This is a genomic window from Flavivirga aquimarina, from assembly GCF_030540835.1.
Lineage (GTDB): Bacteria > Bacteroidota > Bacteroidia > Flavobacteriales > Flavobacteriaceae > Flavivirga > Flavivirga aquimarina.
On sequence record NZ_JAUOEK010000148.1, the window covers coordinates 1 to 25,464 of the forward strand.

The following is a 25,464-nucleotide window of genomic DNA, read 5'->3' on the forward strand; positions in this document are numbered from 1 at the left end:
TCGTGAAATATGGTAAAACTGAATTCGTGTGAATTCGTGAAACCTGCCAGCCGGCAGGCTGGTTCGTGTCAAAAGTTTTTAGAAGCTGAAAGCGACATACACTAAAGTACATAGTTTTAACTCCATTTGAGACCAATAAAATCACTTTTGATTATTATTTGTTGAAGTATAATATCGACATAAAAAAATGCTCAAACTTTACAGCTGAGCACTTTTTAAGAATATTTGTTTAAAAATGTATATTTATCTTGTATGTCTCTCTCGAGCAAGTAATGTGTTTTTAAGTAGCATAGCAATTGTCATAGGTCCAACACCTCCAGGAACTGGCGTAATATAACTTGCTTTTTTACTAACATTTGCAAAATCTACATCACCAACAATTCTATAACCTCTTGGTCTGGTTTCGTCTGTAACTCTTGTAATCCCAACATCTACAATAACAGCATCATCTTTAACCATTTCAGCTTTTAAGAAATTAGGAACTCCCAATGCCGAAATGATAATATCTGCTTGCGATGTAATTTGAGTGATATTTTTAGTATGACTATGTGTTAAGGTTACTGTAGAGTTTCCAGGAAACCCTTTACGTCCCATTAAAATACTCATCGGTCTCCCTACAATATGAGAACGTCCAATAACAACGGTATGTTTTCCTTTTGTTTCTACACCATAACGGTCTAGTAATTCTAAAATACCAAATGGTGTTGCTGGAATAAAAGTAGACATATCTAAAGCCATTTTACCAAAATTTGTAGGGTGAAAACCATCTACATCTTTATCTGGGTTTACAGCTAATAATACTTTTTGCTCATTAATTTGTGGTGGTAATGGTAACTGAACTATAAATCCATCAATCTCGGGATTTTCATTAAGCTCTTTTATTTTTTCTAACAATTCAATTTCACTCGTTGTGTTAGACATCTGTACTAATGTAGACTCAAAACCAACACGTTCGCACGCTTTTACTTTACTACCAACATAGGTTAAACTTGCTCCGTCGTTACCCACGATGATTGCTGCTAGATGAGGCACTTTCTCTCCTTTATCTTTTATTTTCTGAACTTCGGCCGCAATTTCATTCTTAATATCGTTGCTAACTTTTTTTCCGTCTAAAATTGTCATTATTATATAGTTTTCGGTCGCAGTTGCAGTCACAGTTTCTTACTCTGCTGCTCTAAATCTGCGTGTTGTAATTCATTTCAATTAGGTACTTGTTTCTGAGTTTTCTCTATCTATATCAGTAAGATTGCTATAAAGTATTAGGGTATCTTCTTTTATATAAGCTTCTGCTATATCATTTAACTGGAAACTGAAGACTACCAACTAAAATTTTAACGCATCCCCTTCATCATTTGCATCATTTTTTTGCCTCCGCCACCTTGCATCATCTTCATCATCTTACTCATTTGGTTAAATTGCTTTAATAATTGATTTACTTCTTGAACAGATGTACCCGATCCTTTCCCTATACGTATTTTTCTACTTGAATTTATTATAGCTGGATTACTTCTTTCTTTAGGTGTCATAGAATGAATAATGGCTTCTATACCTTTAAAAGCATCATCATCAATATCGATATCTTTCATCATTTTTCCAGCACCGGGAATCATACCAACAAGGTCTTTCATATTTCCCATTTTCTTAATTTGCTGAATCTGCTTTAAGAAATCGTCAAACCCAAATTGGTTTTTAGCTATTTTCTTTTGGAGTTTACGCGCTTCTACTTCGTCAAACTGCTCTTGCGCACGTTCAACTAAAGACACGACATCTCCCATTCCCAAAATACGATCTGCCATACGAGATGGATAGAACACATCAATAGCTTCCATTTTTTCACCTGTACCTATAAACTTGATTGGTTTATTTACTACAGATTTTATAGAAATAGCTGCTCCACCACGTGTATCACCATCAAGCTTGGTAAGTATAACACCGTCAAAATTTAATACATCATTAAAAGCTTTTGCCGTATTAACCGCATCTTGTCCGGTCATGGAATCTACAACAAATAACGTTTCTTGTGGTTTTATCGCTTTGTGAATATTTGATATTTCGGTCATCATAACCTCATCAACAGCTAAACGTCCCGCGGTATCAATGATAACAACATTATGTCCATTTGCTTTTGCATGGGCAATACCAGCTTTAGAAATGGCTACCGGATCATTATTTCCTCTATCACTAAAAACCTCAACGCCTATTTGATCTCCAACAACATGTAATTGATCTATCGCTGCCGGACGGTACACATCACAGGCTACCAATAGTGGTTTTTTAGTTTTCTTATTTTTAAGATAATTAGCAAGCTTACCAGAAAAAGTAGTCTTACCAGAACCTTGCAAACCAGACATTAAAATAACACTTGGGGGTTCGGAAAGATTAACACCTTCTGCATCGCCTCCCATAAGCTCGGTTAACTCATCTTTTACGATTTTAACCATTAACTGCCCCGGTTGTAATGTTGTTAAAACATTTTGACCAAGTGCTTTTTCCTTAACTTTATTTGTAAACTCTTTGGCTATTTTAAAATTGACATCGGCATCTAGTAATGCGCGACGAACTTCCTTTAAAGTTTCTGCTACATTAACCTCTGTGATGCTTCCATGTCCTTTTAAAACATGTAAGGCTTTATCTAATTTATCGCTTAAATTATTAAACATAATTTACTTTTAATTTTAGGAGTGGCAAAGTTAATGATTTGAAGCGTATTAATAAAGTGGCTTATTGAACTTGTTTAAACTTTTTCAATTTGCTAAAAAATTGCTGTTTCCAACTCTGTTTTTGTCTTTTTTTCCTTCCGTAGCTCTGCTATGCAACTCAAAAAAGCCTTCAACAGAACTAAAAACTTCTAATTTTCGCTTAAATCCAAAAAGTTTAAACAAGTTCATTATAAAAATGGAATAAAAAAAGGCTGTCAAATTTTATAATTTGACAGCCCATATATAAGAAGACTTACTTAACTAATTAACCTAACAAACCGAAAAGATAAGTTTCCTTTTTATAAACTATAACAATTCAATTACAGTTCTACTTGTTCAAGAACAAGTATTCTTTCTATTTCTCCATTAGCATTGTAATCTTTTAATTCAATTCTATTTTGAGTAATTTCTTTGATTTGCCATCTGTGAGTTAATGCATAAAATGGTTCTACATCTTCGAAAAGCATACCAAGGAATAGCCCCTCATTTCTATATGCTAACCAAGAACCAACTATAGTACCATCATTAGGATCTGTTACTTTAATTCTACCAGAATCAAGAAAATCTATAGTATAACCAAAATAGTTCTCAGTTTTATTAACATCTCCATCTTCATATAATGCTACATCCCATACGCTGCTAAGAATTACGTCGTTAATGTAGTTTACATCTTCGTCAACACCTTCACAATGTCTCTTCAAAATCATTTGATTATTAACATTTTCTAGTTTAATCAATCCTGACTCTAAGAATGTTATTAACCATTCTAATTGTAAATCTGGTCTTCCTTCTAAGGTAATCTGTAAAATAAAGCCAGTATTTCTTACTCCAATTTCATACGTACCTTCAACTAACTCACCATTAACTCTAATTTTTACAACATTGTTTTCATAGAATTTTAAAGGTGTACCTATATAATCTTTTTCATTATCTGCACCATTAACATTTAAACGTGCTACTCTCCATAAACACTCTTGTAAATAGCTTTCTATTCTTTCTTTGGTGATATCGATAACCACATCACAGTTTTTCTTCATGATAATTCTGTTACCACCAACTTCGTAAAGCTTGATTACACCGTATTCAATATCATAAACAATCCATTCTAGAGTAAAGTCTGCTAAATTATCAAACTCTAATTTTAAAAGTGCACCTCTATCGGTTACACGAGTACTCCATGTACCTGTTAAAATATCTCCCTCTCTAGCACGCATTACAACAACACCATCTTCTTTAAAGTTTAAAGCATATTCTTTGTACTCGGCAGTATTATCCTGATTATTTCTCTCAAATTCATATACAACCCAAGGGCAAATTTGTAAATACTCATCTAAACGTTCTTTTGTGAAATCGTCATCACCATAATCATTATCGTCATCTTCATCACAAGCATCTTTTGCTTCTCTAATAGTGCTTTCTAATTCCTCATTATTGTTTACAACTATTTCAGTTCCATCTGCTAAAACCATAGTTACAGGAAAATCAAGACTTGCAAAAACCTCAGCGTTTTTTACACGTTTAATAAATTTGTGTAACGCTCTATCGTTTTCAATTTCAATGACATCTATAACTCGAAAATCTGTATCATAGATTGAGAAGGATATAGGGTATTGAAAATCGATACATTCTATATCGTCATCTTCTTCATTTTCGTCTCCACACTCAGCAATTAATACTTCTAACTCTTCACGATTATTAAGTACAATCTCTGTGTAATCAGATAAAATAATTGTGATAGGAAATACCATTTCAAGATTATCTTCATCGTCATCAAATTCTTTTAAGATAGTCTCAATGACATCAAAATCGTCTTCAGAATCAACAATAATTTCCAAACCATTAACAACAACAGTAACTGGTAATTCAACAGATAAACAACTAGCTTTATCAATAATGTTATCTGCAGATCCGTCCTTGGCAGATGTAGAGCTAATAAAACTTGTTAATTCAGAATCTGCAACAAGTGCTTCACTTTCATCGGGAGGTGTAATATCTATTACTTCATCTTGACAAGAAGTGAATAATAAAAGAGCAAAAAAAGGTATTAGTAATAATGTTCTCATTTTAAATTTCATGATATAATTTTTTGGGTTAAACATAGCATTTTGAATATAAAACAGGATAACTTTAAAAATTCCTACCCCGAATTGAAAAAAAAATTCTAAATTCCAAAAAACAACTTCTAAAAAACCTTAATTTAGTGCCACTAACCACCAAATAATAATGAGGAAACAACTACATGAAAATATTTGTGAAGAACATATTTTTTCTTCCTTATTTAATAAACACGCCAAAGATTTACACAATTTTTTATACTATAAGTTTGGTGAACTATTAAACCCAAAAGATAAAGTGCAGGAAGCTTTTATTAAGTTATGGCAAAACTGTGCAAAAATAGCTCCAGATAAAGCAAAGAGTTTTGTGTTTACTACAGCCAATAATTTAATGTTGAATGAAGTAGCACATCAAAAGGTCGTATTAAAGCATCAACAAATTAAACCCAAAACATCAACTAACGAGAATCCTGAATTTTTAATGCAGGAAAGTGAATATCATGCTAAATTACAAAAAGCACTCAGTAATTTAACCGAAGCACAACGAGTTGCATTTATGATGAACCGGGTTGAAGGGAAACGCTTTAAAGAGATCGCTGAAATTTTAGACATTTCTACCAAAGCAGTTGAAAAACGTATATATGGTGCTTTGGAAAAATTGAGGAAAGATATTAAGGAGTTATAAGAAAGAGTTAGGAAATTGAACTTTTGGAATTTCGTAGATTTTATTTCTTATCAAAAAATGAACACTGAACACTGAAATTTAAATTTTGAAAAAAAAATTTAAATACAGGGTAGGAAAAAATAAAAGTTAACTGTTATATAGTTGTAATAAGATTATGAAACGAGAAATTTTAATATCGAAATGGTTAAATAACGATCTAAACGATCAGGAACTTGAAGCGTTTAAAATGCTTGAAGACTATGATGATTTAGTAAAGTTAGATACAAGCATACAGGCTTTTAAGGCATCAGATTATGACACCTCAAAAGAGCTTGACAATGTATTATCTACCATTACCCCGACAGCTATCGGGGGCAGTAAAAAACAAACAATGCAATGGTTTAAGCCACTAATGCGTGTTGCAGCTATACTTGCTGTTTGTTTTAGCTTATATTATTATACAACTACTTTAGATACTACTATAACTACCGAGTTTGCTCAAAAAACAACCATAGAGCTACCCGATGCTTCCAGCGTTTCTTTAAATGCTAAATCATTATTAACATTCAATAAAAAAGATTGGAAACATAATAGAGAAGTAGAACTTAATGGTGAGGGCTTTTTTAAAGTTGCTAAAGGCTCATCATTTAAAGTAAAAACAAATACAGGTACTATAACTGTTTACGGAACTCAATTTAATGTGAAACATTGGGATCATTATTTTGAGGTTATTTGCTACGAAGGTTTAGTTGGCGTCACTTACAATTCTCAAGAAACAAAATTAAAACCTGGCAACAGTTTTTTAATTATCGATGGGAAAATAATTGCTAAAGAAAAAGAAAACCGCTCTTCGCCTTCGTGGTTAAATAACGAAAGTACTTTTAAAAGTTTACCTTATAAAACTGTTATTGCCGAATTTGAAAGACAATATGGCGTTCATATTACTTTAATGAATATTGATTCTGAGCAACTGTTTACAGGTAGTTTTGCACACGACAATATAGATGTCGCTTTAAAATCAATTACCCTACCTTTACGTGTAACTTATAGTAAAACAAACAATACTATAACATTAAAACGTGAATAGGAAAAATACCTTTTACATTTTTTTATTCTTGTTTTTTTTGAATGTTGCAAACCCAAGTGCCCAAACCATTCAAAAAGAAAAGCAACCACTTTTGTCTGTTTTAACGATTCTTGAAGAACGTTATAACATCCGTTTTTCTTATGCAGACGAAACAATTAAAGACAAAACAATTATCCTACCCAATGAAGACTTAACTCTAGAAGTTATTCTAGAATTTCTTAAAGATGAAACCAACTTGGATTTCGAATTATTAAATGATCGTTTTGTTGCCATTAAGCTTTTAAAAAAAGAAAAAAACAATTACAGAATACAAAAGCTTGAAGAAGTTATAGTAACCAATTACCTTACTAATGGTATCACAAAATTAAACGATGGCTCAATTACTATAAAACCTGAGGCTTTTGGTATTCTTCCCGGTTTAATAGAACCTGATGTTTTGCAAACTATTCAAGCTCTTCCCGGTATTTTAAGTGCAGACGAAACTGTATCGAACATAAACATTAGAGGCGGTACTCACGATCAAAATTTGTTATTATGGGATGGTATAAAAATGTATCAATCTGGACATTTTTTCGGACTCATTTCCGCTTTTAATCCGCATACAGCCAAACGCGTTAACATCTATAAAAATGGCACTAGTGCTAAATATGGTGATGGTATTTCGAGTATTATAGATATAGAATTACCAGACGACATTGACAATGAATTTAATGGTGGTATCGGTTTCAATTTAATTAACGCTGATGGGCATGCAAAAATCCCATTATTATCAAAAAAAGCAGAACTGCAATTATCAACCCGCCGATCTGTTACCGATTTAATTGTTACACCTACTTACGATCAATATCTAAAACGTGTTTTTCAAGATTCAGATTTTAATAAATCCAGTAACAATTCTGTTTCTCAAAATGAAACGTTCTATTTTTATGATATTGCTGCAAAGTTCTTATACGATATTTCTAAAAAAGACAAAATTAGATTTCATTTTTTAAATGTAACTAACAAATTAAATTATGAAGAACAATCAACTATCAATGATAGAGATGAAGCTTTAAACAGTAATTTATCACAACAAAATTCTGCTATTGGAATTACCTATACCAGAGATTGGACTAACAGGCTTTCAACAACATCGCAAATCTATGTTTCTAATTATGATTTGGATGCTACAAATATTGACATTATTAATAATCAACGCCTCATTCAAGAAAACGAAGTGTTTGATGGTTCTGCAAAACTTGATATTAATTACAAACACAATCGCCAATTAAAAATAGATGGTGGTTACCAATTCACCGAAGTTGGTATTAGCAATTTAGAAGACGTTAACAACCCTATTTTTAGAAGTTATGTTAGAGATGTTATTAGAAGCCATGCTGCTTACGCAGAAACAGCACTTTTATCTAATAATGCCAAAACAAATTTAAAAATAGGAGTACGTTTAAATTATATAAATAAGTTTAAATTATTTTTGGCAGAACCCAGATTAAGATTTAGTCAACGCTTTCTTAATAATTTCAGATTCGAAGTATTGGGTGAATTTAAACATCAAACAACTTCTCAAATTATCGATTTACAAAACGATTTTTTAGGTATTGAAAATCGCCGATGGGTATTATCTAATAATAATAGTGAAAATATCGTTATTAATAATAAAACGTTCTACCCAGTTCCTGTAGTAAAAAGCAAACAACTATCTACGGGCGTTCATTATAATAAAAATAAATTACTAATTAGTGTCGAAGGGTACCTAAAAAAAGTAGATGGGATTACTACTAGAAGCCAAGGGTTTCAAAACCAATATCAATTTATAAACAGTGTAGGAAGCTATGAAGTTAAAGGATTAGATTTCTTATTAAACAAACAGTTTAAAAATATTGTAAGCACTTGGATTTCGTATTCTTACAGTGATAATAATTATATATTCGCTGCTTTAAACAATGGTAATAAATTCCCTAATAACGCCGATATAAAGCATACGTTTTCTTTTGGTGGTACTTTTACGCAAAACAATATTAAATTAGCATTGGGACTAAATTGGCATTCTGGTAGACCTACAACACCTCCAACCACAAATGACCCTCGTGATGAAAATACTATAATTTACACAGCTCCTAATAGTGCTAATTTAGAAGATTATCTACGTGCAGATTGCTCTGCTACTTATGCTTTTAATATTTCTGACACGACTCGATCATCTATTGGTATATCGGTTTGGAATGTTTTAAACAAAAAAAATATTCTAAATACATATTATACTTTAGATGATGATAATGTGGTAAACAAAATTGAAAATGAATCTCTTGGTATTACGCCCAATGTAAGTTTAAGAATTCATTTTTAGGCTTTTAATACTTTAATCGACCTTAGAGGCTACATTTCAACTAATATTATTACATTTGTAATATGCAGTTTATAAAGCACATACATAAAATTTTATCAGGGTTTCTTTTATTAATTACTCTAATAAGTTTTTCTGGATTTAGCCCTGTAACTGCGAATAGTCATTCGGCCCAAACCGAACTTTTATTTACAAAGAATATCACAGATAATGATACCGTAAATTATCTGAATATAAGTCGTTATTGCCCTAAAAAAACAATTTTCAATCAATACATTGTTTTTAATTTTAAATGTTTTTTAAATACATTCGATTTTGATCTTACCTTTCGTTTTAAATCTCAAAAAACAATCGAATTATTGTTTACCAATTATAATATATTAGAGCAAAATCTTATAGCTCAAACATTTTCAGGAGATCCTGAACCTGCCTTCATAAAATAATTTCTCGTTTCTATTTGCCGCGCTTTTGGCAAAATCACAACACAACTTAATGTTTAATAACATCAAATACACTTGATGTTAAACACGCTTATATTTATGAAGACAAAAAAACTATTAAGGCTATTGGCTTTAATATTCATGATAGCTTTGGCCTCCGTTTTACCAGTGCCCATAACGTTTCAAAGCAAAGACAATCTCCCAAAGTTCAACATTGAACAAATTGACAAAAAAGAAGAAGATGTAGAAAGTGAAGATATCAAAGAACTCTTTTAATGAAAGTACATTCAGAAAATATTTTCAATTTTTATTTAAAGTAGAGCAATGTTTTTTCTAAAAAGGCATCTAAAAATAAAAGTCAGGTATAGCAGAGTTTTATTAAATGAATTAAACCTAAAAAATTAATAAAATGAATGCGATTAAATTTATTCAATTAGTAACAATGATGAGTGCAATTCTAATTATGTCTTGTAACAATGATAGCACAACCGAAGAGACCCCAGAAGAAAACTTACCGGATATAACCGGTTTTCCTATTGTTGGAACAAATCAAACGACTTTCTTCAATAATTTAACAAATACATCAACTCAAAATGATGGAGATGATTTTTATGGACAAAATGCAAACTATCTAGGCAATGTTCCCAATTATATAGATAATGAAGATGGTACAGTTACCGATATGGTAACTGGTTTAATGTGGCAAAGTTCATTTGACCATAATGGTGACGGTAGTATTGATTATGATGACAAACTAACTTACGATGAAATTTTAACTGTTCCGAGTACTGTAACAACAGGAGGGTATACAGATTGGAGAGTTCCTAGTATTAAAGAACAATATTCTCTCATAATGTTTAGCGGACGTGACATTAGCAGTTATCAAGGAACATCAACAGAGGGCTTAACTCCATTTATGAATACGGATTATTTTGAATTTAACTATGGAGACCTTGACAACAATGAACGGTTGATAGATGTTCAATGTGCCACCACCAATGTGTATGTTAGTACTGAGGTTGAAAACATGGTATTTGGTGTGAATTTTGCCGATGGTAGAATCAAGGGGTACGGAATGGAACAAATGGGAAGATCAAAAGCATTCAATTACTTACTCGTTCGCGGTAATGAGACTTACGGAGAAAATAGCTTTACAGATAATGGTGATGGTACCATTACCGATACTGCTACTGGACTAATGTGGACTCAGGATGACAATGCTGAAGCTATACCATGGCAAAGTGCTCTAGCCTATGCTGAAGGAAAAGAATATGCAGGGTATACAGATTGGCGTTTACCTGATGCAAAAGAACTGCAAAGTATTGTAGATTACACAAGGTCGCCAGCTACAACCAATTCTCCGGCAATTGATCCAATATTTAACTGCACCCAAATTCAAAATGAAGCAGGTGAAATCGATTACCCTTGGTACTGGAGTAGTACAACACATGCAACAAGCTCAGACGAGAATGAAGGAGGTTGGGCTGCTTATGTTGCTTTTGGACGATGCATGGGCAATATGGGAACGACCACTTGGACAGATGTTCATGGAGCAGGCGCACAACGTAGTGACCCAAAAGATGGGAATCCAGATGAATTTACTGATGGGCATGGCCCTCAAGGGGATTCTATTAGAATATATAACTATGTGAGATTAGTTCGAGATACAGATTAATTTAAATAACAAATGAAAAAAGTGATTTATAGAATAGTAATCTTTGTAATACTTCCTATTGCAAACATCACTATAAGTTGCAAAAGCAATCAAAATACTAGTATATCTAAAGAAAAACCTATAATAAATAACTATATACAAATTGCAACAGGTCAAACGAATTTGTATAATAACGATGGAAAGGTAATTGTATCACTCACTAAAACAGATAGTCTTTATGGCCAAGATGCGAATTATCAAAAGGGTGAAAAAATGGCTTATAAAGATAATGAAGATGGAACTGTATCAGATTTAAACACTGGTCTTATGTGGCAAAAAATTCCTGTTCCCGATGGTTTTACTTGGCAAGAAGCTGTCGATTATTGTGAAAATTTAAAATTAGCTGGTTATGACGATTGGAGAATACCGAGTGCTAAAGAGTTGTTTTCTATTAGCGATTTCAGTTCTGGATGGCCATATTTAGATACTACATATTTTGCGTTAGCATCTGGTAAAATTGTAAAAGATGAACAATATTGGTCTAGTAATAAATATGTTGGGTCTACGGGAAGAGGTGGCGATAATTCCGCTTTTGGAGTCAATCATGTTACAGGTCATATAAAAGCATATCCGGCTTCAAGTCCAAATGGCAAAGGTAAACCTGAAAGGAATGAGACTTCTCCTCCATCAAAAGCCGAAAATCAACCTCCGCCAAGACAAGGCGGACCATCAAATGGTCAATCTGGACCACCAAGAGGTAACCCAGCTGCAAAACAAGTGCGAGCTGTTCGTGGAGCTAATTATGGTATTAATAATTTTGTAGATAATGGAGACAATACTATTACCGATAACGCTTCTGGTTTAATGTGGGCTAAAAATGACAACGGTAAGGGTTTGGATTGGCAAGATGCACTAGTTTATGCTAAGCAAAGTAAACTTGCCGATTATAGCGATTGGCGTTTGCCAAATGTAAAAGAACTACAAGGTATTATAGATTATTCCTATTCGCCTAGTGCTACTAAGGCTTCTAAAGTAGGCCCAGCTATCAATCCTTTATTTTCATGTACTCCAATAATTAATGAAGCTGGCAATAATGATTATGGTTATTATTGGACTAATACATCGGCAAATTTCACTAGGGGTCAGCCTCACTTTTATGCCTGGTATGTAGCTTTCGGAATGGCTGTAAATCGTGAAGGCAAAGATTTTCATGGAGCAGGGGGCGTACGTTTCGATACCAAATACAAAGGTGGTGCTTTAGGAGAAGGCGGTGAACGTTCGTATAATTATGTACGCTTGGTTAGAAATGTAAATTGATTAATCTCTTATTATAAATGAATCTTGATTCCCAATTCCTAAAATACTAAATGTGTTTTAGGAATTGTTTTTATAATGCAGATAATTTAGAAACTATGTTAATTGTAATTGAAACTATTTCTAATAATAAGAATATATGCTACAAAGTAGTTTAGTTGAATATGAAGTAAAACAAAGCTCTTAACTAATTAATTACATCCGTTCAGGAACCTGAATTCCTAAAACGCTAAAAGCATTTTTAATCGTATTAGCAACCATATTTGAAAGTTGTACTCTAAATGCTTTTTCATTATCATTATCTGCCCCTAAAATAGATACATTTTGATAAAAGGAATTAAATTCCTTGACCAAATCGTAAGTATAATTAGCAATTAAAGCCGGACTATGTTGCATAGCTGCATTTTGTATCACCTCTGGAAACAATTGAATTTGTTTTAGAAGTTCTTTTTCTTTCTCATGAAGCTCAATTCCACTTATATCCTGGTTACTAAACTTAGTCGAAGCAGCTTTTCTTAATATAGATTGAATTCTGGCATAGGTATATTGAATAAAAGGCCCCGTATTTCCTTGAAAATCGATAGACTCTTTGGGGTCGAATAAAATACGCTTTGCAGGGTCTACTTTTAAAATATAATATTTTAGAGCACCTAAACCTATGGTTTTATAAAGCATTTGTTTTTCTGATTCAGAATAACCATCTAGTTTCCCTAATTCTTCCGAAATCTCTCCAGCTGTTGCAGCCATTTCATCAATTAAATCGTCTGCATCAACTACCGTTCCTTCTCTACTCTTCATTTTTCCGCTAGGTAAATCTACCATGCCGTAACTTAGGTGATATAAATTTTTAGCCCAATCAAACCCAAGTTTTTTCAGAATTAAAAACAGAACTTGAAAATGATAATCCTGCTCGTTACCTACGGTATAAACCATACCTCCAACATCGGGAAAATCTTTAATACGTTGTATGGCTGTGCCTATATCTTGTGTCATATAAACCGCAGTACCATCGGCACGCTGTACTATTTTTTTATCTAAACCATCTTCAGTTAAATCACACCAAACAGATCCATCTTCTTCAGTAATAAAAACACCCGATTTCAAGCCTTCAGCAACAAACTCTTTACCTAATAAATAAGTGTTACTTTCATAATACAATGTGTCAAAATCAACACCTAAATTTTCATATGTGATATCGAATCCGTCATAAACCCAACCGTTCATTTGTTTCCAAAGTGTCACTGTTTCTTCGTCTCCAGCTTCCCATTTTAAAAGCATATCTTGAGCTTCTAATAAAATAGGAGCTTTCTTTTTAGCTTCATCTTGAGTTTCACCTGTAGCTACTAATTTTTCTATTTCTTTTTTATATTCCTGGTCGAATTTCACATAATAATTTCCTACTAGCTTATCACCCTTTAAACCTGAACTATCTGGAGTTTCCCCATTCCCAAAACGTTTCCAAGCCAACATACTTTTACAAATATGAATTCCTCGATCGTTTATAATTTGAGTTTTGTAAACTTTTGTACCGGCTGCTTTTAAAATTTCGGAAACACTATATCCTAAAAGATTATTTCGTACATGCCCTAAATGCAATGGTTTGTTAGTATTTGGAGAAGAATATTCTACCATAACCGCTTTTTCTTCCTCCTTAGGTGAAACAAAACCATAAGTGTCATTATCCTTTGCAGTATTAAAAAAATCGATGTAATACGAATCGTTTATTTCAACATTTAAAAATCCTTTCACCACATTAAAGGCCTTTACATTAGCTATATTTTCTACTAAATAGTTACCAATGGTCTCTCCTATTTGAACAGGATTACCTTTAATAAAACGTAACATTGGAAAAATAACAACAGTAATATCTCCTGCAAACTCTTTTCTGGTTGCTTGAAACTCTACTGTTTCCAATACGATATTAAAACTGGATTTTACAGCTTGCTTTACTTGATTGGATAAAGTCTCTTTAAGGCTCATTTATATGGTTAATTTTTAAGTGAGCAAAGATAAAACTTTTATTAAAGCTTACTCGTAAAAATTAGTTCTTAATAAATCGTTAGCTCATAAAAAGAAAAACGACATACTATTTGAAATAAAAATAAACAAATAACGTATTAACAATAGGTTATAAAAAAAATAAAAAAAAGTGTCGAAAAAAAACATGCATTTCATCGATAAAAGTGTTCTTTTTCTATGATTTTTGCCGTTCGTCTATTCGTCGATTTTTGTGTTAATTTTTGAGTGTCATTTTATCTAATTTATTCGCATTAAAACGCAGAAATTAGATTTTAATAAGGCTTTTTCCAACTTTTGTCCAGTAAAGCTATTAGTAAATCCATTTGTTTGGAAATTTTAACACTAACAAAAACATTACAACCAAATAAAGTAATCTTACTTTCCCTCGAGTTTAAGACTTTTTAATTATTGCTTTTATTTATAGTTGTAATTTAAATGTTATATGAGGAGAATAATTACTTTAATTATATTTTTATCCGTATCGATTGGCTACAGTCAAACTAACGATGTGGATAGTCTCGCTCTAGAATTAGCTTATCAAACTCAAGATACCCTTAAAATAGAAACATCTATAAAGCTTATTAAGTCGCTTTACGATATAAACGATTATGATAGAGCTTTAAAATATATTATTGAAAGTGAAAAACTTTCTAATAATATAAAATACAATAAAGGTATTGCAGAAATCACTTATTATAAAGCACTAATTTATGCTAAAAAAGATGATTATATAAACGCTGTTAGTGGTTACGAAAAATCTAAAGCTTTATTTTTTCAATTAAAGGATACTCTTGGAGTTGCCAAAGTAAATAACAGCATTGGGTTAATAGAGATTAAAAGAGGAAATTACGGCAAAGGGTTACAGTTCTCACTTGCTGCTATTAAAGAATTAGAAAAAAGGCATTTAGTACATGATCTACAATTAGCTTACAGCAACTTAGCTGATGCTTATTATAATATCAATGCATACGATAAAGCTATTGAATTTTATTTAAAAGCACTGGATGTACAAGAACAATTAAATGACATTAAAGGCACCAATCGTTCAAACAGTCAATTAGCAGAATTATATTCTTTTAAAAAGGAACATAGAAAAGCAATCGAGTATTACGAAAAAGTATTAGCAAACAAAGAAACAAGCAACGATTCTGTTCGCGGAAGTATTTACTCTAAATTAGGTGGCGAATATTTGATGTTTAATGATTATGATAATGCGGCCGATTATCTGGTAAGAGGTTTAAGACTTAATAGACGCGGTCGTTATAAAGATGGTTTATTAAGTGCTTTAAATAACCTTGGCGATTTAAATTTACAACAAGGTAAATTAATCTTAGCTGAAAAACAGTTGCTTGAAGCTGGTGACATCGCTAAAAATATAGATAATAAAACGGAATTACTTAAGCATTACAAATTGATGAAATCGTTAGATTCTACAAAAGAGCGATTTGACAGAGCTTTTGCTTGGCAACGTCAATATTACGATTTAAAAAACAAGCTTAATATTAATGAAGTAAAAATAGATTCGGAAAATGACAGTCCTGTAAAACTAGAACTAGATCCAGATTTTGATAAGCCGACTGTAGATGAAAAAATAGAGACTACACCAAAAATAGAAATAACCGAATCTAAAGATAAACTTAACAAGTTTAAGCTGATTTTTTATGCCTTATTAGCGGCACTTGCTATTGTATCTACCTTTTTGGTTCTAATATACCTAAAGCGTAATACCAATATGAAATACACTCAGGAATTAGAAGAAAAAAACATTAAAATTGAATTGCAAAATGTAGCATTTCAAGAGCAAACCAAACATCTTGAAAATGTGAATAATGTAAAAGATAAATTATTTTCTATTGTTTCTCATGATTTGAAAGACTCACTTTCTTCTATTAATGGCTTTATAGATTTACTTAAAGACGGTTCACTATCTAGAGAAGAGTTTGATAATTTAATTCCAGAATTAAGTGAAAATGCAAACAATGCATCATTATTGTTGTTTAATTTATTAAACTGGTCTAAATCTCAAATGCAATCGCTAGAACCAAAACCTAGTTTATTTGATGTTCAGGAAGTTTTTGAAGATAAAGTTAAACTTGTTGAACAACGTATGGAGAATAAAGGCATCACTTTAACCGACCATTCTTTACGTGACTTTGCTTATGCAGACAGAAGTATGTTTGAAATTGTTGTTCAAAACTTACTTGCCAATGCTTTAAAATTCTGTAAAAGTGGAGATACTATTACTATTTCTAATCATATTAGTAATGGAAGCTGTATTGTAAGTATTGCAGATACAGGTGTTGGTATTTCTAAACAGAACTTGGAAAAACTATTTAAAAATAACAGCTCGTTTACCACCGTTGGAACTAATAATGAAAAAGGGACTGGTTTAGGGCTCTCTATTTGTAAAGAGCTTATAGAATTAAATAATGGTAAAATTTGGGTTGAAAGCACACTGGGAGTAGGTAGTACATTCTATGTACAGTTACCTAAATCTAGACCTAATGGTGATTAAGCTTTAGGCAAAAATACTTCTGCCATCATACAACGTGCGCTACCACCACCACATGTTTCAATAACACTTAAAGAACTTGATACTATTTTAGTATGTTTTTCTAACCTTTTTATTTGAGATGTTGTTAAAGAATCATAGGCTGCCTGACTCATAATTAAATAACGTTCATCATTAGCTCCTTTTACTTGCAACATGTTACCTGCAAAACTATTTACCTGTGCTTCGGTAATATCAATAATCTCTTTGTTATTTTCCTTTAAATGTTTAATAACATTTTTGCGTTCTTTTTTATCATCAATACTGCTTAAACAAATAACAGCAAAGGTGTCACCCAGACACATCATGACATTGGTATGATAAATGGCTTTACGCTCTCCACTTACTGTTTGATTAGAGTTAAATATAACTGGTAAATATTCAAAATCCTCACAAAACTCAATAAACAAATCTTCGTCTGCTCTTGGAGACAAGGCACAGTAGGCTTTTCTATTTACTCTATCTAAAATCATGCTTCCAGTACCTTCAAGAAAAACACTTTCTTCTTCAGCACTTGTATAATCAATAATATTATTAATTTGAAATCCGTTTTCTTCCAAAGTATTAAGAATATCTTCTCGGCGCTCTAAACGTCTGTTTTCTGCAAACATAGGGTATAAACCTACATCGCCATTTTCATGAAAAGACACCCAATTATTCGGAAAAATGGAGTCTGGTGTATTGGTTTCTAAAGTATCATTAACCACAACAACATTAACCCCTATACTTCGCAACTTTTCGACATAGGTATCGAATTCAGTTTGCGCTTTAGCATTAATTGCTTCAGGTAACATATTATCTAGTGCTTTTTGATAATAGTTATTTATAGCAGTTTGCTCATTCATCCTAAAATTAACAGGACGAATCATTAAAATAGTATTTGTGGTTTGCTGCATTCCGATTATTTTGAGTTATATAAAGATCGTAAAAAAGCTCTGCGACATATAAAAAGGTATATCACGAATTGTGAACTTATGGTTAGAATGATCTAATCCCTAATTAAAGGCATCGTAGTACATCTTAATAACCCGCCCTGTTTACCAATTTCTGCATATGGCACTTCTTCAACCGTAAAACCTTTTTGACGTAACCATTTGTTAAGTCGTGTAAAGCTTCTTTCTGATATAATAACATTTTCTGATATAGAAAATATGTTACTATTCATATTAGACATTTCTTCTTTAGTAATTTCGAATACATTGTCCTTTCCAAAAAAGTTAATCAACCATTCGTAGTCACTCTCAACTAAAAACCCATTTTCATGAATAATGGCTTTATCATTACCTATTGGCTGAAAACAACAGTCTAAATGCAAAGCATTTTCTTTAGGGTCTGTATTTGATTTTCGTAATTCGAATGCCTTTACCGTTTTATTTGGAAACAACTCTTGAATAGCCTTTACTGCATTCATATTAGTTCGTGCAGTTATTAAATCCGGATAATCTTCACCAGAATATGTGCCTATAAAAATATAATCATTCCAAGGCATTACATCACCACCTTCTACATGGCATGCTTCTGGTAAAATAATTCGGTTTTCTTTTTTTATTTTATTCCAAATAGGCCTTATTGCTTCAACTTCTTCTTCTCTATTTGGAAGAATATTTGCTCTTATAATTTTGTCTTCAATTACAAATGCTATATCTCGGGAAAATATCTGATTACAATTGGTAATCACTTCTGGTCTATAAACATCTACACCATACTTTTTAAAAACAGCAACTACTGCTTCTGTCTCTAAAATCATATCCTCTTCCTTGGGATATGTTCCTGCCAACACATGTTGAATACTTTTTGGATCGTAGCAATCTTCTATTTTCGGAGTAGGTCCATTACTTTTAGCTGTACCCAAAACTACAGCACGTAACCGAGACGTCTCATTTTTAATATTCAATTCTAACATACTATAAAGCTAAAACATATCTGATTATCGATAGGGCAAAACTAATCATAATTATACACTTTTTGTATTATTCTTAAAAAAAGAAAAGCTTCATGAAAAACTCATGAAGCTTATAAATAATACAAAAAGTATGTATTTTATCTCTTATTTATAGAAACAAACGCTCTTTTAGTTGCACCAGTATAAAGTTGTCTTGGACGACCAATAGGTTCTTTTCGTAAACGCATTTCGCGCCACTGCGCTATCCAACCTGGTAATCGACCTAAAGCAAACATTACTGTAAACATATCTGTTGGAATCTCCATAGCTCTATAAATAATTCCTGAATAGAAATCTACATTAGGATATAGTTTACGTTTAACAAAATAATCATCATTTAAAGCTTCTTGCTCAAGTCCTTTAGCAATATTTAAAATAGGGTCTTCAATACCTAAATCACCAAGTACTTCGTCTGCTGCTACCTTTATAATTTTTGCTCGTGGATCAAAGTTTTTATAAACACGATGACCAAAGCCCATTAAACGGAATGGATCTGCTTTATCTTTTGCCTTAGCCATATACTTCTTGGTATCTCCTCCATCTTCTTTAATAGCTTCTAACATTTCTAAAACTGCCTGATTTGCACCTCCGTGTAGTGGTCCCCAAAGTGCTGAAATTCCAGCAGAAATTGAAGCAAAGAGTCCTGCATGTGATGACCCTACTATTCTTACTGTTGACGTTGAACAATTTTGTTCATGATCGGCATGTAAGATTAAAAGTTTATCTAATGCATCTACTAATATTTTGTTTTGAACATATTCTTCGTTTGGCTTTTTAAACATCATTTTTAAGATGTTCTCTACATAGCCTAAATTCTTATCACCATAATCTAAAGGCATGCCGCTTTTTTTACGCATAGCCCAAGCAACTAAAACTGGGAATTTGCCTAAAATACGCACCACAGAATTATACATATCTTCTTCAGAATCAACATCTACAGATGATGGGTTAAAAGCTGTTAATGCACTAGTTAATGAAGATAAAACTCCCATAGGGTGTGCTGCTTTAGGAAAAGCATCTAAAATCTTCTTAACATCTTCATCTACAATAGAGTTTTTCTTAATGTCTTCATGAAATTTATCCAATTGCTCTTTAGTAGGAAGTTCTCCAAATATTAAAAGAAAAGCCACTTCTAAAAAATCGGCTTTTTCAGCTAATTCTTCAATGGTATATCCTCTGTATCTTAAGATTCCTTTTTCTCCATCTAAAAAAGTAATTCCGCTTTCGCAAGACCCTGTATTTTTATATCCTGGGTCTAGTGTAATAAAACCTCCTGTGGCTGCTCTTAACGCCTTAATATCGATTGCTACTTCTTTTTCTGTTCCTTCAATTAAAGGGAATTCTTGTTTTTGACCATTTATTTCTATGGTAGCAGTATTTGCCATAAGTTCAAGTAAATTTATTTAGTTTATGCGGAACGCTAAGTTACGAAATATCTGCCTATTTTTAAAGCTTACGACAAATGATTTAAGCAATTTAGATATTATCAAAATTGATACTAAATAAAAAAGCGATTGTTAAAAATAACAATCGCTTTTTTGCAAAAAATATAATTTACTTTATTTTATTTTGAATGCCTTTTCTTGTGGAAAATAGGCAACTTCACCTAATTCTTCTTCAATACGAAGTAATTGATTGTATTTAGCCATACGGTCACTACGAGATGCAGAACCTGTTTTAATTTGCCCTGTATTTAGTGCAACTGCTAAATCTGCTATAGTATTATCTTCAGTTTCTCCAGAACGGTGAGACATAACAGAAGTATAACCTGCATTATGTGCCATGTTAACGGCCGCGATTGTCTCGGTTAGTGTTCCTATTTGATTTACCTTAATAAGAATTGAATTTGCAATCCCTTCTTCTATTCCACGAGATAAACGTTCTACATTCGTTACAAATAAATCATCTCCTACTAATTGTACTTTATCACCAACTAGTTCTGTTAAATATTTCCAACCATCCCAGTCGTTTTCATCCATACCATCTTCGATGGAGATAATTGGATATTTAGCTACTAATTCTGCTAAATAATCTGCTTGTTCTTTACTAGTTCTTATAACACCTGCATCACCTTCGAATTTTTTGTAATCGTATTGTCCATTTTCATAAAATTCTGCTGAAGCACAATCTAAAGCGATTTTCACTTCATCACCAAATTTATATCCAGCGTTCTCAACTGCTTTTGCAATAGTTTCGAGAGCATCTTCAGTTCCTCCTGCTAAGTTTGGTGCAAATCCACCTTCATCTCCAACTGCCGTACTTAAATTTCTATCGTGTAATACTTTTTTAAGGTTATGGAATATCTCGGTTCCCATTTGCATGGCATGAGTAAAGTCTTTAGCTTTTACAGGCATAATCATAAACTCTTGAAATGCTATAGGTGCATCACTGTGAGATCCTCCATTAATAATATTCATCATTGGTAATGGTAATGTATTGGCAGAAACACCTCCTACATAACGATATAATGGCAAACCAAGCTCACTTGCTGCAGCTTTAGCTACTGCTAAAGAAACTCCTAAAATGGCATTAGCGCCTAATTTAGATTTGTTAGGTGTTCCGTCTAAATCAATCATAATTTGATCGATTAAGTTTTGTTCAAATACTGAAACCCCTAAGAGTTCTTGAGCTATAATAGAATTAACATTATCTACGGCTTTTAATACCCCTTTTCCCATATAGGTATCGCCTCCATCACGTAATTCTACGGCTTCATGTTCTCCTGTTGATGCTCCAGACGGCACAGCAGCTCTTCCTAACACATTGTTTTCTGTTACTACATCTACTTCTACTGTAGGGTTACCTCTAGAATCTAGAATTTGTCTTGCGTGGATATTAATTATTACACTCATAATTAGTTATTTTTAAACTTTTAATACTTCAAATTTACGGTTAAATATTATCTATTTTAAGATGTTTTTAAAGAAATATTCAAAACCACATCTATAACGTTTTAGTAAAAAATAGGGTGTTTAAAAAGTTTTTAAAATGCCTTTCAGACGGAGTCTTGATAGCTATCTCAACGACCGAAGAGTCTCTCCATTAGTAATACATTTGTAATTCGTATTTAGAGGTTTTTCGACGTGCCTATACTGTGCGTAGCCGAAGTACTCAAAATGACAGTTTCAAGACTTTTTAAACACCTTCCTTTTTGGGTTTACTTCTTAATATTTTCAATGAATTGATCGAAAAGATAAGATGAATCATGTGGCCCCGGACTTGCTTCAGGGTGGTATTGTACTGAAAAACAATTTTTATTTTTCATAGCCAATCCTGCTACAGTGTCATCATTTAAATGAACATGAGTTACTTGTAAATCAGAATTCGACTCAGCTTCTTCCCTACTTACAGCGAATCCATGGTTCTGAGAAGTGATCTCCCCTTTTCCTGTTACTAGATTTTTTACCGGATGATTGATTCCTCTGTGACCATTATGCATTTTATAAGTAGATACACCATTGGCTCTGGCAATTACCTGATGCCCTAAACATATACCAAATAAGGGTAAATCTCTTTTTATAATTTCTTTTGCTAAATTCTGTGCTTCTACTAAAGGCTCAGGGTCTCCCGGTCCATTTGATAAAAAGTACCCATCTGGTTTAAAAGCTTCTAAATCTTCAAACTTAGAATTGTACGGGAAAACTTTTATATAAGCATCTCTACTTGCAATATTTCGTAATATATTCTTTTTTATTCCTATGTCTAAAGCTGCTACTTTGTAAGTAGCATTTTCATCTCCAAAATAATAAGGTTCTTTGGTAGACACTTTTGATGCTAATTCTAAGCCTTCCATCTTTGGCACTTCAGCCAATTGTTTCTTTAATCCTTCAATGTTATCGACTTCTGTAGAAATAACAGCATTCATTGCGCCATGATCTCTAATATAGCTCACTAAAGCCCGTGTATCAACATCTGAAATAGCCAGCAAGTTATTTTTTTCTAAAAACGCCTCTAAAGAACCTTCAGAATCAACACGTGAGTATTCATAACTAAAGTTCTTAACAATAAGTCCAGCTATCTTAATTGAATCAGATTCTACTTCATTTGCATTGGTTCCATAATTACCTATATGCGCATTGGTCGCTACCATAAGTTGCCCATAATAGGATGGGTCTGTAAAAATTTCTTGGTACCCGGTCATACCCGTGTTAAAGCACACTTCGCCAAAAGACGTCCCTTGCTTGTTTCCAACTGCTTTACCGTAAAAAATAGTGCCATCTGCTAGAAGAATAATGGCTTTTTGTCGTCTGTGATATTTCATTAAAAAAAAAGTTTTACAAAATTGCATAAAAAAAAGGACAAACTAAAATAGTTTGCCCTTAATTATTTAAATGCTTATTAACATTTATTCTTCCTCTTCGTTTGTTGCTTTTGTTTCAACAACCGGAGCCGCAGCTGGTTTAGAACCACCTCTTCTACTTCTTCTTGTCGTTTTCTTAGGTTTCTTATCTGCATTGTAAATTTCGTTGTAATCTACAAGCTCGATCATAGCCATATCTGCATTATCTCCTAGACGATTACCAAGTTTGATAATTCTTGTGTAACCTCCTGGGCGATCTGCAACTTTTGCTGCAACATCTCTAAATAATTCGGCAACTGCTTCTTTTTGTCTAAGACGAGCCATCACTATACGTCTGTTATGAGTGGTGTCTTCCTTAGATTTTGTAATCATTGGCTCAACAAATTGCTTTAAAGCTTTTGCTTTTGCAACAGTTGTGTTAATACGTTTGTGCTCTATTAAAGAACAAGCCATATTAGCTAACATTGATTTTCTGTGAGCAGTTTTTCTACCTAAATGATTTATTTTTTTTCCGTGTCTCATGACTTTTGTTTTATCATCTTGCTACCAAACTCGTCCCGATAGCTATCGGGATGAGGAGCAAAATATGATTCATTATTTTAGATTTTTGATTTACGACTTACGATTTTTGGATTGCTATAAATTTTAAACAATTCTAAAATCGTAAATCTAAAATCTTGATTTTAATTAGTCTTTATCTAATTTATATTTACTTAAATCCATTCCGAAATTTAAACCTTTAACATTTACAAGCTCTTCAAGCTCTGTTAAAGATTTCTTACCGAAGTTTCTGAATTTCATTAAGTCGTTTTTATTGAATGACACTAAGTCTCCTAAAGTATCTACTTCTGCAGCTTTTAAACAGTTAAGTGCACGTACAGATAAATCCATATCGATTAACTTAGTTTTAAGCAACTGTCTCATGTGTAATGATTCCTCATCATATGTTTCAGTTTGTGCAATTTCATCAGCTTCTAAAGTGATACGCTCATCAGAGAATAACATGAAGTGGTGAATTAATGTCTTAGCTGCTTCTGTTAAAGCGTCTTGTGGTGTAATTGAACCATCTGTAATAACCTCAAAAACTAATTTTTCGTAATCTGTTTTTTGTTCTACACGATAGTTTTCAATACTATACTTAACATTTTTTATTGGTGTATAAATTGAATCTGTAAAGATCGTTCCTATTGGTGCAGCAGCTTTCTTATTTTCTTCTGCAGGAACATAACCTCTACCTTTTTCAATAGTAATTTCCAAGTTAAAATTAACTTTAGGATCTAAATTACAAATAACCAATTCTGTATTTAATACTTGGAATCCTGAAATGAATTTTTGAAAATCCCCAGCAGTGATTCTATCTTGACCAGAAATTGAAATTGAAATTGATTCATTATCAATATCGTCAATTTGTCTTTTAAAACGTATCTGTTTTAAATTTAAAATGATTTCTGTAACATCTTCAACCACTCCTGCAATTGCAGAAAACTCATGATCTACACCTTCAATTCTAACCGATGTAATTGCAAATCCTTCTAATGAAGAAAGTAAAACTCTTCTTAATGCATTTCCTACTGTTAATCCGTAACCAGGTTCTAAAGGGCGAAATTCGAATTTGCCTTCAAAATCTGTTGAATCAATCATGATTACTTTGTCGGGCTTCTGAAAATTAAATACTGCCATATTTTCTTCGTTTTAATTGTTATTTAGTTGCGCGGTTTATAAGTTTGAAGAAGACAAATAAACCCTTTGGCCAAATACCAATATGATTAATTTATTATTTAGAATATAATTCTACTATGAATTGTTCGTTTATGTTTTCTGGAATTTGAATTCTTGCAGGAACAGAAACATAAGTTCCTTGCTTTGTATCATCATTCCAAGTAATCCATTCGTAAACGTGATTTGAGTTTGATAAAGATCTTTCAATAGCTTCAAGCGATTTTGACTTTTCTCTTACTGCCACAACGTCTCCTGCTTTTAATTGGTAAGAAGGAATATTTACTAGCTCCCCATTTACAGTAATGTGTCTGTGAGATACTAATTGTCTTGCTCCGCTTCTTGAAGGAGAGATTCCCATTCTATACACTACGTTGTCTAATCTAGACTCACATAATTGTAATAAAACTTCACCTGTAATACCTTGTGCTGCTCTTGCTTTCTTAAATAAACCTCTAAATTGACGCTCTAAAATACCATAGGTATATTTAGCTTTTTGTTTTTCCATTAACTGGATTGCGTATTCAGATTTTTTTCCACGTCTTCTGTTATTTCCGTGTTGACCTGGAGGGTAGTTTCTTTTTTCAAAAGACTTATCGTCTCCAAAAATAGCTTCTCCAAATTTACGAGCTATTTTAGTTTTAGGACCAGTATATCTTGCCATTTTAAATTTGTTTGTGAGA

The 25,464-nt window shown here is 32.5% G+C and carries 20 protein-coding genes; 8 read left to right on the forward strand and 12 right to left on the reverse strand.

What is annotated here, in order from left to right; genetic code table 11:
- Positions 1 to 243 precede the first annotated feature (243 nt).
- From Q4Q35_RS15545 to Q4Q35_RS15555, 3 genes are all read right to left on the reverse strand, one after another.
- On the reverse strand, positions 244 to 1,122 hold the full coding sequence (locus Q4Q35_RS15545; RefSeq protein ID WP_303278923.1) for a bifunctional 5,10-methylenetetrahydrofolate dehydrogenase/5,10-methenyltetrahydrofolate cyclohydrolase: 879 nt from the start codon (positions 1,120 to 1,122) through the stop codon (positions 244 to 246).
- 209 nt (positions 1,123 to 1,331) lie between these two features.
- A complete protein-coding gene (gene ffh / locus Q4Q35_RS15550) occupies positions 1,332 to 2,660 on the reverse strand; it encodes a signal recognition particle protein (RefSeq protein ID WP_303278924.1) in 1,329 nt (442 codons plus the stop codon).
- A gap of 359 nt (positions 2,661 to 3,019) precedes the next feature.
- Positions 3,020 to 4,774 (reverse strand): hypothetical protein, encoded by a 1,755-nt coding sequence (locus tag Q4Q35_RS15555; protein ID WP_303278925.1) that lies wholly within the window; start codon positions 4,772 to 4,774, stop codon positions 3,020 to 3,022.
- A 148-nt stretch (positions 4,775 to 4,922) separates the two neighbouring features.
- Here Q4Q35_RS15555 and Q4Q35_RS15560 point away from each other — a divergent pair, with 148 nt between their 5' ends.
- The 7 genes from Q4Q35_RS15560 to Q4Q35_RS15590 all read left to right on the forward strand — a co-directional run bounded on the left by Q4Q35_RS15560 (position 4,923) and on the right by Q4Q35_RS15590 (position 12,256).
- Positions 4,923 to 5,438, forward strand: coding sequence for an RNA polymerase sigma factor (locus Q4Q35_RS15560; protein ID WP_303278926.1), 516 nt, complete (start codon positions 4,923 to 4,925; stop codon positions 5,436 to 5,438).
- Positions 5,439 to 5,592: 154 nt separating this feature from the next.
- Entirely contained in the window at positions 5,593 to 6,504 is a 912-nt protein-coding gene (locus Q4Q35_RS15565) for a FecR family protein (protein WP_303278927.1), read from the forward strand.
- Between the two features lie 37 nt (positions 6,505 to 6,541).
- The gene (locus Q4Q35_RS15570; RefSeq protein ID WP_303278928.1) at positions 6,542 to 8,848 is read left to right on the forward strand and encodes a TonB-dependent receptor plug domain-containing protein; all 2,307 of its coding nucleotides are present in this window, start codon (positions 6,542 to 6,544) and stop codon (positions 8,846 to 8,848) included.
- A gap of 62 nt (positions 8,849 to 8,910) precedes the next feature.
- The gene (locus tag Q4Q35_RS15575) at positions 8,911 to 9,288 is read left to right on the forward strand and encodes a hypothetical protein (protein WP_303278929.1); all 378 of its coding nucleotides are present in this window, start codon (positions 8,911 to 8,913) and stop codon (positions 9,286 to 9,288) included.
- A gap of 96 nt (positions 9,289 to 9,384) precedes the next feature.
- Positions 9,385 to 9,561 carry a hypothetical protein gene (locus Q4Q35_RS15580; protein WP_303278930.1) on the forward strand — a complete coding sequence of 59 codons (177 nt, stop codon included), beginning with the start codon at positions 9,385 to 9,387 and terminating at the stop codon, positions 9,559 to 9,561.
- Positions 9,562 to 9,694: 133 nt separating this feature from the next.
- Positions 9,695 to 10,960, forward strand: coding sequence for an Lcl C-terminal domain-containing protein (locus Q4Q35_RS15585; protein ID WP_303278931.1), 1,266 nt, complete (start codon positions 9,695 to 9,697; stop codon positions 10,958 to 10,960).
- Between the two features lie 12 nt (positions 10,961 to 10,972).
- The gene (locus Q4Q35_RS15590) at positions 10,973 to 12,256 is read left to right on the forward strand and encodes an Lcl C-terminal domain-containing protein (RefSeq protein ID WP_303278932.1); all 1,284 of its coding nucleotides are present in this window, start codon (positions 10,973 to 10,975) and stop codon (positions 12,254 to 12,256) included.
- A gap of 192 nt (positions 12,257 to 12,448) precedes the next feature.
- On the opposite strand, the gene argS is transcribed toward Q4Q35_RS15590, so the two are convergent.
- Positions 12,449 to 14,233: an arginine--tRNA ligase gene (argS, locus tag Q4Q35_RS15595; protein WP_303278933.1), complete on the reverse strand. Its 1,785-nt coding sequence runs from the start codon at positions 14,231 to 14,233 to the stop codon at positions 12,449 to 12,451.
- 481 nt (positions 14,234 to 14,714) lie between these two features.
- Here argS and Q4Q35_RS15600 point away from each other — a divergent pair, with 481 nt between their 5' ends.
- On the forward strand, positions 14,715 to 16,787 hold the full coding sequence (locus tag Q4Q35_RS15600) for a tetratricopeptide repeat-containing sensor histidine kinase (protein ID WP_303278934.1): 2,073 nt from the start codon (positions 14,715 to 14,717) through the stop codon (positions 16,785 to 16,787).
- Here Q4Q35_RS15600 and ctlX read toward each other — a convergent pair.
- From ctlX to rpsD, 8 genes are all read right to left on the reverse strand, one after another.
- Entirely contained in the window at positions 16,784 to 17,719 is a 936-nt protein-coding gene (gene ctlX, locus Q4Q35_RS15605; protein ID WP_303278935.1) for a citrulline utilization hydrolase CtlX, read from the reverse strand. The genes Q4Q35_RS15600 and ctlX overlap by 4 nt on opposite strands.
- A gap of 92 nt (positions 17,720 to 17,811) precedes the next feature.
- A complete protein-coding gene (locus Q4Q35_RS15610; RefSeq protein ID WP_303278936.1) occupies positions 17,812 to 18,726 on the reverse strand; it encodes a dimethylarginine dimethylaminohydrolase family protein in 915 nt (304 codons plus the stop codon).
- Positions 18,727 to 18,863: 137 nt separating this feature from the next.
- A complete protein-coding gene (locus tag Q4Q35_RS15615) occupies positions 18,864 to 20,150 on the reverse strand; it encodes a citrate synthase (protein ID WP_303278937.1) in 1,287 nt (428 codons plus the stop codon).
- A 174-nt stretch (positions 20,151 to 20,324) separates the two neighbouring features.
- Positions 20,325 to 21,617 carry a phosphopyruvate hydratase gene (gene eno / locus Q4Q35_RS15620; RefSeq protein ID WP_303278938.1) on the reverse strand — a complete coding sequence of 431 codons (1,293 nt, stop codon included), beginning with the start codon at positions 21,615 to 21,617 and terminating at the stop codon, positions 20,325 to 20,327.
- Positions 21,618 to 21,922: 305 nt separating this feature from the next.
- Positions 21,923 to 23,026, reverse strand: a complete 1,104-nt coding sequence (gene carA, locus Q4Q35_RS15625; RefSeq protein ID WP_303278939.1) for a glutamine-hydrolyzing carbamoyl-phosphate synthase small subunit — start codon at positions 23,024 to 23,026, stop codon at positions 21,923 to 21,925.
- An 84-nt stretch (positions 23,027 to 23,110) separates the two neighbouring features.
- Positions 23,111 to 23,587, reverse strand: coding sequence for a 50S ribosomal protein L17 (gene rplQ, locus Q4Q35_RS15630; protein WP_303278940.1), 477 nt, complete (start codon positions 23,585 to 23,587; stop codon positions 23,111 to 23,113).
- Positions 23,588 to 23,752: 165 nt separating this feature from the next.
- Complete coding sequence (locus Q4Q35_RS15635) at positions 23,753 to 24,745, reverse strand: DNA-directed RNA polymerase subunit alpha (protein WP_303278941.1); 993 nt, start codon at positions 24,743 to 24,745, stop codon at positions 23,753 to 23,755.
- A gap of 94 nt (positions 24,746 to 24,839) precedes the next feature.
- Positions 24,840 to 25,445, reverse strand: coding sequence for a 30S ribosomal protein S4 (gene rpsD, locus Q4Q35_RS15640; protein WP_303278942.1), 606 nt, complete (start codon positions 25,443 to 25,445; stop codon positions 24,840 to 24,842).
- Between the last annotated feature and the right edge of the window lie 19 nt (positions 25,446 to 25,464).